Here is a 13744-nt window from a genome sequence, read left to right on the forward strand (position 1 = left end):
GTTTAGTCCTTGGTGACCCGGTTGATTTCCTCAAGGCTGGTAATGCCCTGCATGACCTTGAGCAGGCCGGAGGTACGCAAGTCGTTGAAACCGTCCTTGCGCATCTGAATGTCAATCTCCAGTGAATTGCCTTCTGCCATGATCAGACGTTGAAGATCCGGCGTATTTTTCACCACTTCATAGATCCCGACTCGCCCCTTGTAACCACCATTGCAGAGATCGCAACCGACCGGCTCATAGATCTTGAATGAGCCGATATGTTCCTCGGCGAAGCCTTCCTTGTGCTGCGTTTCGTGAGGGACGTCGATTTCTTTTTTGCAGTGGCTGCACAGCTTGCGGGCCAGACGCTGGGCGATAATCAGGTTCACCGAGGTGGCGATGTTGAAGCCCGGGATACCCATGTTGTGCAGACGGGTCAGGGTTTGCGCGGCGCTGTTGGTGTGCAGGGTTGAAAGCACCATGTGCCCGGTCTGTGCCGCTTTGATGGCGATCTCGGCGGTTTCCAGGTCGCGGATTTCGCCGACCATGATCACGTCCGGGTCCTGGCGCAGGAACGAGCGCAAGGCCTGGGCAAAATCCAGCCCCTGTTTGGGATTGACGTTGACCTGGTTGATGCCTTCCATGTTGATTTCCACCGGGTCTTCGACGGTGGAAATATTGATGTCGACGGTGTTGAGGATATTCAGGCCGGTGTACAGCGAAATGGTTTTGCCTGAACCGGTCGGCCCGGTCACCAGAATCAGTCCCTGGGGCTGCTTGAGCGCCGCCAGGTACAGGTCTTTCTGCTCGGGCTCATAGCCCAGGGCATCAATGCCCATTTGTGCACTGGCGGGATCGAGAATTCGCATTACGACCTTTTCGCCCCACAGTGTCGGCAAGGTATTGACCCGCAAGTCGATGGATTTGCTCTTCGATATGCGCATCTTGATCCGCCCGTCCTGCGGCTTGCGGCGCTCAGAGATATCCAGGCTGGCCATGACCTTCAGGCGCGCGGCGATCCTGCCAGCGAGATGGAGTGGCGGTCTGGCGACCTCGCAAAGAATGCCATCGGTGCGCACTCGGACCCGATACATCTTTTCATAGGGTTCGAAGTGCAGGTCTGAAGAACCGCCCTTGATCGCGTCCAGCAGCATCTTGTGGACGAAGCGCACCACGGGTGCATCGTCAGCGTCTTGCCCTGCAATGGCGTCGTTTTTTTTATCGTCGATGGACTCGATGTCCAGACCATCCAGATCGACATCGGCCAGGTCTTCCAGGCCGTTGGACTGGGTGTCGAAGAACTTGTCGATGGCGTCGCTGAGCTTGTCGTCTTCCACCAGGATGGCTTCGGTGGTCAGCCCGGTGCTGAACTGGATATCGTTGATGGCTTGGTGATTGGTCGGGTCGGAAATACCGACAAACAACTTGTTGCCACGACGCCAGAGGGGCAGGGCGTGGTGTTGGCGGATCAGCTTCTCGCTGACCAGACCGCGAGGCTGCGTTTCTTTATCGAGGCAACTGAGGTCAAGAAAGGCCACGCCAAAATGTTCAGAAGCGATTTGCGCCACTTGCCGGCTTTTGACCAGTTTGTTCTGGACCAGGTAGGTCACTAGAGAAACGCGGTTGCGTTGGGATTGTTGATACGCCTGTTGCGCGCTTTGGTCCGTGAGCAGCTCGGCCAGCACCAATTGCTTGGCCAGGCCGGTGAGGGCGATGTCATTCATTCGAGCACCAAACGCAAATCAGTCAGAGACTTATAGCGTAGTCGGTCGGATCAGCCTAATCAGGGACGGGCGGGTGACAAAAAGTGTCAGATTGTGCAGCTTCTGAGGATAAAGGCGATGCGCCAGCACCGATGTGGGCCCAATGACATGGGCTCAAAGGGGTTGGCATGTGCTGTGCTTTAACCTGTTAAGGTCATGAGACTTCACTTAATGCTTGGAGCTTATCTATGAATAGTCAGAAGGGTTTTACCTTGATCGAGCTGCTGATCGTGGTCGCGATCATCGGTATTTTGGCAACGTTTGCGATACCGGCTTATTCGAAGTACCAAGCCAGAGCCAAGGTTACCGCCGGATTGGCGGAGATCTCGGCGCTGAAAGTTCCTTTTGAAGACATTATGAATCAGGGCACCGATCCCACATTAGCCCTGGTAGGAGGCGTCGCGACAACGGGTAATTGTACGGTTACCGCATCAGGTACCTCCTCGACGGGGGTAGGCTCAATCGGTTGCACAATCTTGAATGCTCCGGGTCCAGTGCTAAACAAAACCATCACTCTTTCTCGCACACTTGCCGGGGGCTGGTCTTGCGCAACCACCGTAGCGCCTGACTACTCTCCAAAAGGTTGCACCGCCTCTGGCACGTAGTCTTCTGGCAATCCAGTAAAAAGTGCCCCGTCTGGTGAAGTCGGGGCATTTTTTATGGGAAAAACTCAAGATGAACCCTGTGTAAACAGTGACGCCGTTTGAATCTTCGTCATACAGGGGCAGATAAATACGGAAATGATCAGCAATTCAGGGTCTTGGAAACTTTCTGAAACCTGCAACTTGCATGCAAATTACGTATGGGTCATGCAATCTGCACGATTCCGGTTTTTTGCGTTTTTCATAAATTATTGATTTATAGGTTTTTATATTCTGATCGTCAGTTGGCATAGCGCCTGCAATATCTCTGGTAACCCTGCCCCAATGATACGGCGCAGACTTTCTGGCAGAACAGGAGTTACTCGTATGAAGACGTTCGCGATCGCTGCCGCAACTGCTACCGCGCTGACCCTGACCATGGCCAACGCTGCATTTGCGCAGACTACTCAAACCACCCAGTCGCCTATGGTTGTGGCGGCCGGTGAAATGACCAAGGCCAAGGAAGTGACTTCCGATACCTGGATCACTACCAAAGTGAAGACTGAACTGATGGCCAAAAAAGGCGTTCCTGGCATTGGCGTTGAAGTAGATACCAAGGAAGGTGTTGTAACCCTGTCTTCGAGTAATCCAGTGACTCAAGCAGAGAAAGACAAGGCAATCTCCATCGCCAAGCATATTAAAGGTGTCAAAGCCGTTATGGCTGACGGCCTGAAAACCCAATGATGTTCAAGCTTCTCGCCTGGACAGGGAGAAGAGGGACGATAGGCTCCGGCACTTTGTGTCGGAGCCAAAAACCGCAACTTGCATGCGAACGCTGCAGTAGTCATGCAATCTGCACGATTAAGAATTTTTATATCTTACATAACTTATTGATTTTAAACGGTTTATTTTTAACTGGAGAGTTGGCACAACGCCTGCAACCTATCCAGTACCCCTGCTCCAATGACACGGTGCAGAATTTCTAGAAAAACAGGAGTTACTCGTATGAAGAAGTTCGCTATTGCTGCCGCAACTGCAACCGCGCTGACCCTGACTATGGCCAACGCTGCATTTGCCCAGACTACTCAAACTACCCAGTCGCCAATGGTTGTGGCGGCCGGTGAAATGACCAAGGCCAAGGAAGCGACTTCCGACACCTGGATCACTACCAAAGTGAAAAGCGATCTGGTCACCGAGAAAGGCATTCCTGGCACCGACATCAAAGTTGAAACCAACAAAGGCGTGGTTTCCTTGTCCTCGACTGTTGCTGTAACTGAGGCACAGAAGAAAGTGGCAGTAGATATCACCAAAAAAATCAAAGGCGTCAAAGCGGTATCGGCTGACGGTTTGAAAGCCGAATAAGGTTCAAGCTTCTCGCCTGGACGGGAGAAGGGGACGACAGGGCGATCCAGCAATACGCCTGTCCTTCCTTCAAGGTTCATGCGAAAGACCACAGGGATGTGGTCATTACAGGCTCCGGCACTTTGTGTCGGAGCCTGTTCTATTTGGGACGGGAAATTTATCGGCGAAGGGGAAAGGTGTCAGTTGCCGCGCTTGCTGTCGATGCGCACCAGACGATTGCCTTCAAAGCGTAGGAATTGATACATGCCGCTATTGGGCCCGTACACCCACTCCTCGACCTGAAACTCTTCGCGTCGGTTAGCACTGCGCTTATAGCCCAAAAAGTCGCGGGAAGCAGGTTCTCCGCATTTTTGCAGAACTTCGCCGGAACGGTCTCCCACACTGATCAATTGACTGCCACAGCGCAGCGTATCGGCGGCTTGAGCCTGGCTGGCAGCAACGGCCAATGCCAGGCTGAGCAAAAAGCGTGTCTGCAGGTTCATTCGCTGTCCAGATGAAGCTGCGTGATCACCCGACCATCGCTCTGCGCTTGCCCCAAATTAGCGTCGATGAAGTAAACCCGATCGTCAGCCAGCTGTCCTTTGTCCACCAGGAAGTCCTTGATGCTGCTGGCCCGATCTTGTCCCAATTGACGCAGGAGCACGTCGCTTTCGCTCCAGAATTTGATCAGCCCTTCACGCAATTTTGCTGTGCGTTCGTCGCGGCTCAGTTGTGCCCATTCGGCCGGTGGCTGTGTTTTCAGGCGGGTGCGGTAGATGCCTTCGAGCAGTGGCGCCTTTTCGCTGTCCGGAACCTCTAACAGGGACGCTTGTGCAGGGACCTTGTCACCGCGGCGCTGGAGCATTTTGTAGTAGTTGTATTGATATTCGCGTTCAAGCCGCTGTTCGGCGATCGGTGGGCCGTCGCTGCTTTGCGCGCTGGTGCCTTCAATCTCCAGGCGCAGGGCGGGACGCTCTTTGAGAGCCTTGGCCAGTTTGATCAACGTCGATTCGGAGTCTTTATTCAGGTCACTGGAGCCTGGCGCGAACGACACGCTTCCAAGGTCTTCCGAGCCCCCACCGCTGACCAGACCGCCAATGAACTTGAAGGGCGCTTCAGCCGCACGCAGCACCAGATTGCGCAGGGTTTGCCAGATGATCGGCATCACGCTGAACTGTGGATTATTCAAGTCGCCGGAGATTGGGAGCTCGATGGAGATTTTGCCATCCGAGTCTTTGAGCAGTGCGATCGCCAGGCGAATCGGCAGGTCCACGGCATCGGGGCTGTCGACTTTTTCCCCCAGTTGCAGTTGCTCGACCACCATTTTGTTCTCGGCTTTCAACTGGCCCTTGGTGATCATGTAATGCAGGTCGAGATTGAGCCGGCCTTTACGAATGCGGTAGCCGGCGAACTTGCCGGAGTAGGGCGTCAGGGTGGTCAGCTCGACGCGTTTGAAGCTGGTGGCGATATCCAGCGCCGCCATTGGGTCGAACGGGTTCACGCTGCCTTTGATAGTGACCGGTGCATAACGGTCGACTTTGCCCTTGATATCGACGCTGGCCGGTTTTGCCTGGCGGCTGTCGATGGTGCCGATCGATCCGTTGAGCTCTTGAACGGCGGTGGCGAAGTTCGGCGTCAGGCTGAAGTCGGCGAAGTTGGCCGATCCATCGTTGATAGCGATTGCGCCGATGTGAATGCCCAGCGCTTTGTCTTTGCTGGCCACGGGTTTTGCAGCGGATTTTGCGCCGCCGTCGGCTGCCTGCGGGATCAGCAGGTCATCAATGTTGGTGGTGCGGTCTTCGTTGATCATGAAGCGCACATAGGGCTGCAACAGGTTGACCTTGGTGATCGACAGGCTGTCACCATGTTGATAATTCAACCCTTCGAGCACCAATTGTTGCCACTTGAGAAAGTCGCGGGTCTTCAAGGTGTCCAGGGTGTGCAGTTGATCGACCTGGGCCCGACCGGTGACATTGAACGCCAGCGGCTCAGTGCTTTTAAGATCGACCGCCAGATCACTGCCGAGCATGCCGCTGCGCAGCTCCAGGCGAATGAACGGACTGATGTAGGACTGGGCGACGCGCAAGTCGATGTCTTTGGTCTGCACCTGCAGCTTGGCACTGACCGGTTTCAGATTGACTTCGCCGCTTGCCAGGATCTTGCCTTGCTTGCCCAGCCCGGTATCGAGCTTGAGGGTGAAAGGCGATTGATTGAGGCTGTCGAAGTTTTGCAGATCCAGGTTCAGCGGGCCGAGTTCCAGCGCCACTGCCGGTTGCGCCTGGCGGTCTGCCAAATGGACCTGGTAATCGCGCAGTTGCACGTCCTTCACCAGCACTTGCCAGGGTTTGCTTGGGGCTGTCGTTTCTGGTTTGGGCGAGCCAGCGGCTGGAGCGGTTTCCGGCGTGGGTTTGGCCGGTTGGCTGGCGAATAGCTTCTGCCAGTCGAGCTGACCGTCGGCTTCGCGAGCGGCCCAGGTTTCCAGTTTCTGACTGCGGATCTTGCCGACCACCACTTGCTGCTTGGCCAGATCGACCGTGGTCTCGCTGACGTCCAGCCGTTCGAGACGCGCCAGCGGCCGACCATCCGGTGCCTTGATGGCGAACGGAGCGACGCTCAGCGAGGCGTTGCTCAGGAGCAGTTCGGTTTCTTTGGAGAGATTGAATTTGTAATCAGTACTCAGGTTCAGAACGCCGTTTTCCAGCACCAGCGGCACGGCATCACGCACATAGGGCCAAAAGGCTTTCATCTGGCCGTTGGTGACTTTGAGCCTGCCTTCGGAAGCAATCGGCACCAGACTGAAGTTACCGGTCCAGTCAAGCTGCCCACCGTTGGGGCCGACGGCGACCAGAGTCATGTCGGCGTTATCGTCGGGCAAGGTACTGAGGTTCTTCAGCTCGAAGTCGAGCTTGTCGTAGAGGAATTCGATCGGCTCGCTGGGACGTACATCCTGAAAGTGCACATAGCCGCCAGCCAGCTTGATCCGTTCGATGCGCAGTGGAAATGGCTTGCTGTCCGGATTGGGCGGGGTCGGCTCGCTGGCTGGCAGCTTGAACAGCTGAAGCAGGTTGAGTTTGCCGTCTTTGGCGAAGAGGATTTCGCTCTTTGGGTTGAGCAATTCGACATCGGCCAGGTGCAGGGCACGGGTCCACAGGCTGTCGAGCTCCAGGTTGGCGTAAAGGCGCTCGAAGGCCACTTGCTCCTTGCCCGGCTCACCGATTTTCAACCCCCACAGGGTCAGTTCAAGGCTGAAGGGGTTGAGTTCGATCCGCTCGATTCGCGCCGGCACCGTTGCGTAGTTGGCCAATTGTTGATTAGCAACCCGCAAAGCGATGCCTGGCAATATCAGAAACCCCAGCAAGCTATAAAGGGCGAGAGCGGTCAACAAGACGCCAATGGCGCGGATCAATCCTTTGGGCATGTGAGGCTTCATCTATCTGATATCGGAAGTGCCTTGGAGTATGGCACGCGATTCCGGTTCCGAAGCAATTGCCTTTATTCGCCCAGCACTTGCCTGGCTCAGAGTTGCAGGATCAAGGTTTTCAGCGGCGGTTGTTGATCCATGGACGGAAAATCACTGCCTGGAGTCAACACTTGCCAGTCGCGCACCGGTCGCCCGGCCTTTTCGGCGCAGCGCAGAACCTGTTCACGCCAGTCGTCCATGCTGACCTTTGCGAGATTGTTGCAGCAGATCAGTACGCCATTTTCGGCGGTGGTCAGCAGAGCCGGTTTGAGCAGGCTTTGATAGTCGCGCAACAGGTCAACGGTGCCGAAAGCACTTTTGGCCCAGGCGGGAGGATCGAGCAGGACCAGGTCGTATTGGCGCTGTTCCAGGCGTGGGTAGCTCGGCAATTTGTGACGACGTTGAATGATTGGCAAACCGGCCAGTTGACGGATCGCCGCAAAGTAGTCGGACTGGATGAACTGCATCTTTGGCAACTGCGGATTGAGCTGGCCGTTCTCACGGCCGACCGACAGATTGCCTTCGGCAAAGTCCAGATTGCACACTTCGCTGGCGCCGCCGGCGGCTGCGCTCAAGCCAACACCGCAGGTGTACGCAAACAGGTTCAGCACGCTTTTACCGACGCTGTGGTCTTTGACCCAACCGCGAGCGTTGCGCAGGTCAAGGAACAGCAATGGATCCTGCCCGGCGTGGCGACCCCGTACGCGATAGTTCAGACCCCATTCATGGCCGATCATGTCTTCCAGAGCCGCGTCTTCGGCACGGTAGACCGAGTCTTCCCGGTCAATGCGCGAATTGCCCCGGGAGCGGTCGTTGTAGACCAGCAGAGTGTTCAGGTCGAGGTGCTGATTGATGGCTTCATGCAGTTGCAGCAGCGCGTCGCGTTCCAGCGATTGGTGAAAGCTTTGCACCAGCAGTTGCGGACCATAACGGTCGATGGTCAGGCCACCGGCACCTTCCTGGCTGCCATGGAACAACCGATAGCAGTCGGTGCCTTGCTGATGCAGCTCGGTGAGCAGGTCTTGGCGATGATCGAGGGCGGCGCGCAGCGCCTGATTCAAGGAAGACATGCTGGGCGCCTTGCAGGGGAATTTGGCGCGAGAGTTTAACAGCTAAGGGCCGCTGCGTGATCGTTCCCACGCGGAGCGTGGGAGCGATCTTCAGGTCAGCAACCCCATGCGTCGTTTGGCACGCTGTACCGAGCCATTGCGTACCGCCCAGCGCAGCACCGGCGCACTACGGTTGACGCTGGCGCGGATCAATTGTCGTTGCAACGGACCCTGGCTGACACCCAGCATGTCGCTGGCCCAGTCCGGTAACAAGTCGATACCGGCCTGCATCATCAGCGCCCCAAAAGGCTTGGCCATGCGGCTGGGTGAGGGAGCGGCCAGCAGCAGACGCAGCACTTCGCGGCTGCGCTCGTCACACACCAGTCGCGGTCGGATTCTTACAAGGTAGTCGGCTATTTCCTGTCGTGAGCGCGGCACATCCCGGGCGCCCAGTCGCTCGGCGACCAGGGCGATTTCCGCGTAATAGCGATCCTGATCGGCCGGCGACAGATTCGGGTTGCGGTAACGCAGGTGGGCGGCGAGGAAATTGCTGACCTCGGCCACATGGACCCAGGTCAGCAGATCCGGGTCGCTGGCCGCATAAGGCTGGCCATCGGGCGCGGTGCCGGTCACTTGCAGGTGAATGGTGCGAACCTTGTCGATCAGCCACTCGGCGTCCTGACGCGAGCCAAAGGTGGTGCCGGAAATGAACTGTCCGGTGCGGCGCAGCCGGCCAAGCATGTCTTCACGAAAATTTGAATGATCCCAGACGCCGGCAAGCACCAGCGGATGCAGGGATTGCAGCATCAGAGCGCAGATGCCGCCGATCAACATACTGCTGAAGTCGCCATGCACTTGCCAACTGACCGAGTCCGGCCCGAACAGGCCGGGATCGCCTTTGGGGTTCTCCAGATCAAGCTTGCCGAGGGACAGGCCGCTCAGGCTCATGATCTGGGTTTCGATACGACTACGAATGAATTTCATGACGGCTCAGGCGAAGGCACGGCATCGGCCGCGCAGGTTTATGTGTTCAGGCGTTTGTCGATCAGACCCTCGACCACGCTCGGATCGGCCAGGGTTGAAGTATCGCCCAGGCTGTCCAATTCATTACAGGCAATCTTTCGCAGAATCCGTCGCATGATCTTGCCCGAACGGGTTTTCGGCAAGGCCGGTGCCCATTGGATCAAATCCGGTTTAGCGAAGCTGCCGATTTCCTTGCTGACATGTGCCAGCAGTTCTTTCTTCAACGCGTCAGTTGGATCGACGCCATTCATCGGCGTAACGAAGGCGTAGATTCCCTGACCTTTGACGTCATGGGGATAACCGACCACCGCAGCTTCGGCAATGCTGTCGTGCAATACCAACGCGCTTTCTACTTCAGCCGTTCCGATGCGATGCCCGGACACGTTGATCACGTCATCGATACGCCCGGTGATCCAGTAATCGCCGTCTTCATCGCGACGGGCGCCGTCGCCGGTGAAGTAATAACCAGGGAAGGGTTTGAAGTAGGTTTCGAGCATACGTTTGGGGTCGCCGTAGACGCTACGAATCTGCGCCGGCCAGCTGGCCTTGATCGCCAGTATGCCGCTGCCGGCACCGCTGATTTCCTTGCCCTGTTCGTCCAGTAACACTGGTTGCACGCCGAACATCGGTTGGGTGGCGCAGCCGGGTTTGATTCGGGTTGCGCTGACCAGCGGGCTGAGCATGATGCCGCCAGTCTCAGTCTGCCACCAGGTGTCGACGATCGGGCAACGTTGCTCGCCGACGGCATTGAAATACCATTCCCAGGCTTCCGGGTTGATCGGCTCACCCACGCTGCCCAGCAGGCGCAGACTGCTGCGCGATGTCGCTTGCAACGGCTCCAGACCTTCGCGCATCAGCGCGCGTAAGGCGGTAGGCGCGGTGTAGAAGATGTTGACGTGATGCTTGTCGATTACCTGCCAGAACCGCGAACTGCTCGGGTAGCTCGGTACACCTTCGAAGATCAGCGTGGTCGCGCCATTGGCCAGCGGACCGTAGACGATGTAGCTGTGGCCGGTGACCCAGCCGACATCGGCGGTGCACCAGAAGACTTCGCCGTCACGGTAGTCGAACACGTATTTGAAGGTCATCGCCGCTTGCAGCAAATAGCCGCCGGTGCTGTGCAGTACGCCTTTGGGTTTGCCGGTGCTGCCGGAGGTGTAAAGGATGAACAGCGGGTCTTCGGCGCCCATTGGCTCGGGCGGGCAGTCGTCGCTCATGCTGCGCAGGGCCTGGTGATACCAGAGGTCACGGCCTTCGACCCAGTTGACCTCACCTTGGGTGCGCTCGACCACCAGCACGGTGCTGACGTCCGGGCAGCTGAGCAGGGCTTTGTCGACGTTCTGCTTGAGCGCAATGTATTTGCCACCGCGTACACCTTCATCTGCGGTGATCACGGTGCGGCAGTCGGCGTCGAGAATACGGTCGCGCAGGGAGTCAGGGGAAAAGCCGCCGAACACCACCGAGTGCACCGCACCAATTCGCGAGCAGGCAAGCATGGCGTAGGCCGCTTCGGGGACCATCGGCATGTAGATACAGACCCGATCGCCTTTCTTGACACCGCGACTTTTCAGCACATTGGCCAGACGGCAGACGTTGTGATGAAGTTTTTTGTAGGTGATCTGCGCCGACTCGGCGGGGTCGTCGCCTTCCCAGATGATAGCGATCTGGTCGCCGCGTTGTTCAAGATGGCGGTCGATGCAGTTGTAACTGACGTTCAGTTGACCGCCGGCAAACCAGCTCGCCGCACCGGTCTTCAGATCTGCGTGTTGAACGCTTTGCCACGGTGTTGACCAGTCGAGAAAACGCTTGGCCTGTTCGGCCCAGAAAATATCGGGTTGCTCGATGGATTGGCGGTACAGGCGATGGTAGTCGTCCTGACTCAGTTGTGCAGCCCGGCGGACGGCATCGGCTTTCGGAAAGTGGCTGATATCGAACATGACGGTTCCTTATTCTTGTTTTTGCGACAAGAGATAAAGATGCGCCGAGTGACGGGAGGGTTCAAGAGGGGAGGGGCGACTCGTGGGAGCGGGCTTGCCCGCGAAGCTTTTTGCGGCTTTGAGGGCCCCTTCGCGGGCAAGCCCGCTCCCACAGGTTCGGCGCTGACCTGTGGGAGCGAAGATCACATCAACCGCGGTGACGACCGCGGAAATAGTTGATCAGACCTTGAGTCGAGGCATCGTCGGCCGGCTCTTCGTCGCTGCCGGTCAGGCGATTGTAGACGCCCTTGCCGAGTTCCTTGCCCAGCTCCACGCCCCATTGGTCGAAGGCGTTGATGCCCCAGATCACGCTCTGCACGAAGACTTTGTGTTCGTACATTGCCACCAGTGCGCCGAGGCGACGTGGGCTGATGCGTTCGACCACCAGGGTGTTGCTCGGACGGTTGCCCGGGATCACCTTGTGCGCAGCAAGCTTCTGCACTTCGTCCTCGCTCATGCCTTTGTCGCGCAGCTCTGCTTCGGCCTCGGCGCGGGTCTTGCCGAGCATCAGTGCCTGGCTTTGCGACAGGCAGTTGGCGTACAGCCACTGGTGGTGATCGGACACCGGGTTGAAGCTGACGATCGGCACGATGAAGTCGGCCGGAATCAGTTGGGTGCCCTGGTGCAGCAATTGGTGGTAGGCATGCTGACCGTTGCAACCCACGCCGCCCCAGATGACCGGGCCCGTGTCGGTGGACACCGGTGTACCGTCCTGGCGCACGCTCTTGCCGTTGGATTCCATGTCCAGCTGTTGCAAGTGCTTGGTGATGTTACGCAGGTAGTGGTCGTACGGCAGGATCGCGTGGCTTTGCGCCCCCCAGAAATTGCCGTACCAGACACCGAGCAACGCCAGCAGCACCGGCATGTTATTTTCGAATGGTGCGCTCTGGAAGTGCTGGTCCATGGTGTAGGCACCGGACAGCAGCTCCTTGAAGTTGGACATGCCGATAGCCAGGGCGATCGGCAAACCGATGGCCGACCACAGCGAGTAACGCCCGCCAACCCAGTCCCACATCGGGAAGATGTTCTCTTCGCGGATACCGAACGCTACGGCGGCGGCATTGTTGCTCGAGACCGCAATGAAGTGGCGATACAGCTCGGCTTCAGAGCCGCCCTGGGCCAGGTACCAGGCGCGAGCGGCCTGGGCATTTTTCAGGGTTTCCAGGGTGTTGAAGGATTTCGACGAGACGATGAAGAGTGTGGTCTCGGCACGAAGCTTCATCGTCAGTTCGTGGAACTCACTGCCGTCGATGTTCGCCAGGTAGTGGCAGCGCACGCCTTTCTGGGCGTAGGACAGCAGTGCTTCGGAGACCAGCTCAGGGCCGAGGAACGAGCCACCGATGCCAATGTTCACCACGTCGGTGATCGGCTTCTCGGTGTAACCGCGCCAAAGACCGTCATGGATGCGGCCCACCAGGTCGGTGATCTGGTTCAAAACCTTGTGTACTTCCGGCATCACGTTGACGCCGTTCACCGACAGCTTGTCGCCCACTGGACGGCGCAGAGCGGTGTGCAGGGCGGGACGGCCTTCCGAGGAGTTCACCAGCTCGCCGGCGAACAGTGCTTTGATTGCGTCCTGTAAACCGGCTTCTTTACCCAGCCCGACCAGCAGGTCGCGGGTTTCTTTGTTGATCAGGTTTTTCGAATAATCGAGAAAAAGCCCACAGCTGCTGAGGGTGAATTCATTGAAGCGCTGAGGGTCGGCATTGAACGCTTCACGCATGCTGAAGTCTTGCATGGCTTCGCGGTGTTGATTCAACGCTTCCCAGGCGGGCAGAGCGGTAACGTCGTGAGGAGTGCGGTAGTACGCCATCGCTGCGGATTTCCTTTTACTTGAACTGCCTTTTGGACACTAAAAAGCCCGGAATGTCCTGTTCAGTCACAAGACAATATCCAGTCAACCTGCGTTGATACGATTCAATAGCGCAGGGCGAATACAGTAAACCTCGCGTCTTGATCTGTCTTGGCTTTGTCTGACCTGCGACCGGTACTTTTTTATAACATCGCGAATGGACATAACAGCCAGGCTTTCAATGCAAAGAGATGCGCGGTCGATCAGGCGACCTGGACCGGGATGGCATTACTGGTGTGGCTCAGTTCATTGCCCGGTGCCATATAGAGCATGCGCGGTTTGAAGTTGAGCAGTTCAGCTTCGCTGTAATGGGCATAGGCGCAGATGATGACGCGATCGCCGACCTTGGCCTTGTGCGCAGCCGCACCGTTGACCGAAATCATCCGCGAGCCTTCTTCGCCACGGATCGCGTACGTGGTGAAGCGTTCACCATTGTCGACGTTGTAGATCTGGATCTGTTCGTACTCACGAATTCCGGACAAGTCCAGCCATTCGCCATCGATGGCGCAAGAGCCTTCGTAGTCGAGTACAGCGTGGGTGACTTCGGCGCGATGCAGCTTGGCTTTGAGCATGATGGCGTGCATGAATGTTTCCTTGGTCAGATCCGAACGGCGGGCAGTTTGCCCGAAGCCTTCGGCGTGGGCAATATGACGCTTTTGATCAGCAGAGTTCTCTGTGCGGCCTAAAAGATCGTCCGAACGCGGCCCGATCCTCCGGCAG

11 protein-coding genes are annotated in these 13744 nt (G+C 57.2%); 3 read left to right on the top strand and 8 right to left on the bottom strand.

Features of this window, described 5'->3' with window-relative positions; translation table 11 throughout:
* Positions 1–2 precede the first annotated feature (2 nt).
* Positions 3–1703, bottom strand: coding sequence for a type IV-A pilus assembly ATPase PilB (gene pilB, locus ACN1C3_RS15890; RefSeq protein ID WP_419116724.1), 1701 nt, complete (start codon positions 1701–1703; stop codon positions 3–5).
* A 227-nt stretch (positions 1704–1930) separates the two neighbouring features.
* Between pilB and ACN1C3_RS15895 the strand changes: the two genes are divergently transcribed.
* The 3 genes from ACN1C3_RS15895 to ACN1C3_RS15905 all read left to right on the top strand — a co-directional run bounded on the left by ACN1C3_RS15895 (position 1931) and on the right by ACN1C3_RS15905 (position 3685).
* A complete protein-coding gene (locus tag ACN1C3_RS15895) occupies positions 1931–2347 on the top strand; it encodes a pilin (protein ID WP_419116725.1) in 417 nt (138 codons plus the stop codon).
* 363 nt (positions 2348–2710) lie between these two features.
* Positions 2711–3067 carry a BON domain-containing protein gene (locus tag ACN1C3_RS15900; protein ID WP_419116726.1) on the top strand — a complete coding sequence of 119 codons (357 nt, stop codon included), beginning with the start codon at positions 2711–2713 and terminating at the stop codon, positions 3065–3067.
* Between the two features lie 261 nt (positions 3068–3328).
* Positions 3329–3685, top strand: coding sequence for a BON domain-containing protein (locus tag ACN1C3_RS15905; protein WP_419116727.1), 357 nt, complete (start codon positions 3329–3331; stop codon positions 3683–3685).
* A gap of 179 nt (positions 3686–3864) precedes the next feature.
* On the opposite strand, the gene ACN1C3_RS15910 is transcribed toward ACN1C3_RS15905, so the two are convergent.
* The 7 genes from ACN1C3_RS15910 to panD form a co-directional block, all read right to left on the bottom strand.
* Positions 3865–4167, bottom strand: a complete 303-nt coding sequence (locus ACN1C3_RS15910) for a DUF2845 domain-containing protein (protein WP_419116728.1) — start codon at positions 4165–4167, stop codon at positions 3865–3867.
* Complete coding sequence (locus ACN1C3_RS15915) at positions 4164–7082, bottom strand: DUF748 domain-containing protein (RefSeq protein WP_419116729.1); 2919 nt, start codon at positions 7080–7082, stop codon at positions 4164–4166. The genes ACN1C3_RS15910 and ACN1C3_RS15915 overlap by 4 nt, the downstream gene beginning before the upstream one ends.
* Positions 7083–7180: 98 nt before the next feature.
* Positions 7181–8194, bottom strand: coding sequence for a class I SAM-dependent rRNA methyltransferase (locus tag ACN1C3_RS15920; RefSeq protein WP_419116730.1), 1014 nt, complete (start codon positions 8192–8194; stop codon positions 7181–7183).
* 90 nt (positions 8195–8284) lie between these two features.
* A complete protein-coding gene (locus tag ACN1C3_RS15925) occupies positions 8285–9157 on the bottom strand; it encodes an oxygenase MpaB family protein (protein WP_419116731.1) in 873 nt (290 codons plus the stop codon).
* A 38-nt stretch (positions 9158–9195) separates the two neighbouring features.
* A complete protein-coding gene (gene acs, locus ACN1C3_RS15930) occupies positions 9196–11133 on the bottom strand; it encodes an acetate--CoA ligase (protein WP_419116732.1) in 1938 nt (645 codons plus the stop codon).
* Positions 11134–11320: 187 nt separating this feature from the next.
* Positions 11321–12985: a glucose-6-phosphate isomerase gene (gene pgi, locus ACN1C3_RS15935; protein WP_419116733.1), complete on the bottom strand. Its 1665-nt coding sequence runs from the start codon at positions 12983–12985 to the stop codon at positions 11321–11323.
* Between the two features lie 242 nt (positions 12986–13227).
* Positions 13228–13608, bottom strand: a complete 381-nt coding sequence (gene panD, locus ACN1C3_RS15940; RefSeq protein ID WP_003228271.1) for an aspartate 1-decarboxylase — start codon at positions 13606–13608, stop codon at positions 13228–13230.
* Between the last annotated feature and the right edge of the window lie 136 nt (positions 13609–13744).

Source organism: Pseudomonas sp. H11T01, from assembly GCF_048515765.1.
In the GTDB taxonomy this organism is placed as follows: domain Bacteria; phylum Pseudomonadota; class Gammaproteobacteria; order Pseudomonadales; family Pseudomonadaceae; genus Aquipseudomonas.

Bases quoted from the DNA above. Each gene is read 5' to 3' on its own strand.
- pilB (WP_419116724.1), bottom strand. From the start codon at position 1,703: ATGAATGACATCGCCCTCACCGGCCTGGCCAAGCAATTGGTGCTGGCC.
- ACN1C3_RS15895 (WP_419116725.1), top strand. From the start codon at position 1,931: ATGAATAGTCAGAAGGGTTTTACCTTGATCGAGCTGCTGATCGTGGTC.
- ACN1C3_RS15900 (WP_419116726.1), top strand. From the start codon at position 2,711: ATGAAGACGTTCGCGATCGCTGCCGCAACTGCTACCGCGCTGACCCTG.
- ACN1C3_RS15905 (WP_419116727.1), top strand. From the start codon at position 3,329: ATGAAGAAGTTCGCTATTGCTGCCGCAACTGCAACCGCGCTGACCCTG.
- ACN1C3_RS15910 (WP_419116728.1), bottom strand. From the start codon at position 4,167: ATGAACCTGCAGACACGCTTTTTGCTCAGCCTGGCATTGGCCGTTGCT.
- ACN1C3_RS15915 (WP_419116729.1), bottom strand. From the start codon at position 7,082: ATGCCCAAAGGATTGATCCGCGCCATTGGCGTCTTGTTGACCGCTCTC.
- ACN1C3_RS15920 (WP_419116730.1), bottom strand. From the start codon at position 8,194: ATGTCTTCCTTGAATCAGGCGCTGCGCGCCGCCCTCGATCATCGCCAA.
- ACN1C3_RS15925 (WP_419116731.1), bottom strand. From the start codon at position 9,157: ATGAAATTCATTCGTAGTCGTATCGAAACCCAGATCATGAGCCTGAGC.
- acs (WP_419116732.1), bottom strand. From the start codon at position 11,133: ATGTTCGATATCAGCCACTTTCCGAAAGCCGATGCCGTCCGCCGGGCT.
- pgi (WP_419116733.1), bottom strand. From the start codon at position 12,985: ATGGCGTACTACCGCACTCCTCACGACGTTACCGCTCTGCCCGCCTGG.
- panD (WP_003228271.1), bottom strand. From the start codon at position 13,608: ATGCACGCCATCATGCTCAAAGCCAAGCTGCATCGCGCCGAAGTCACC.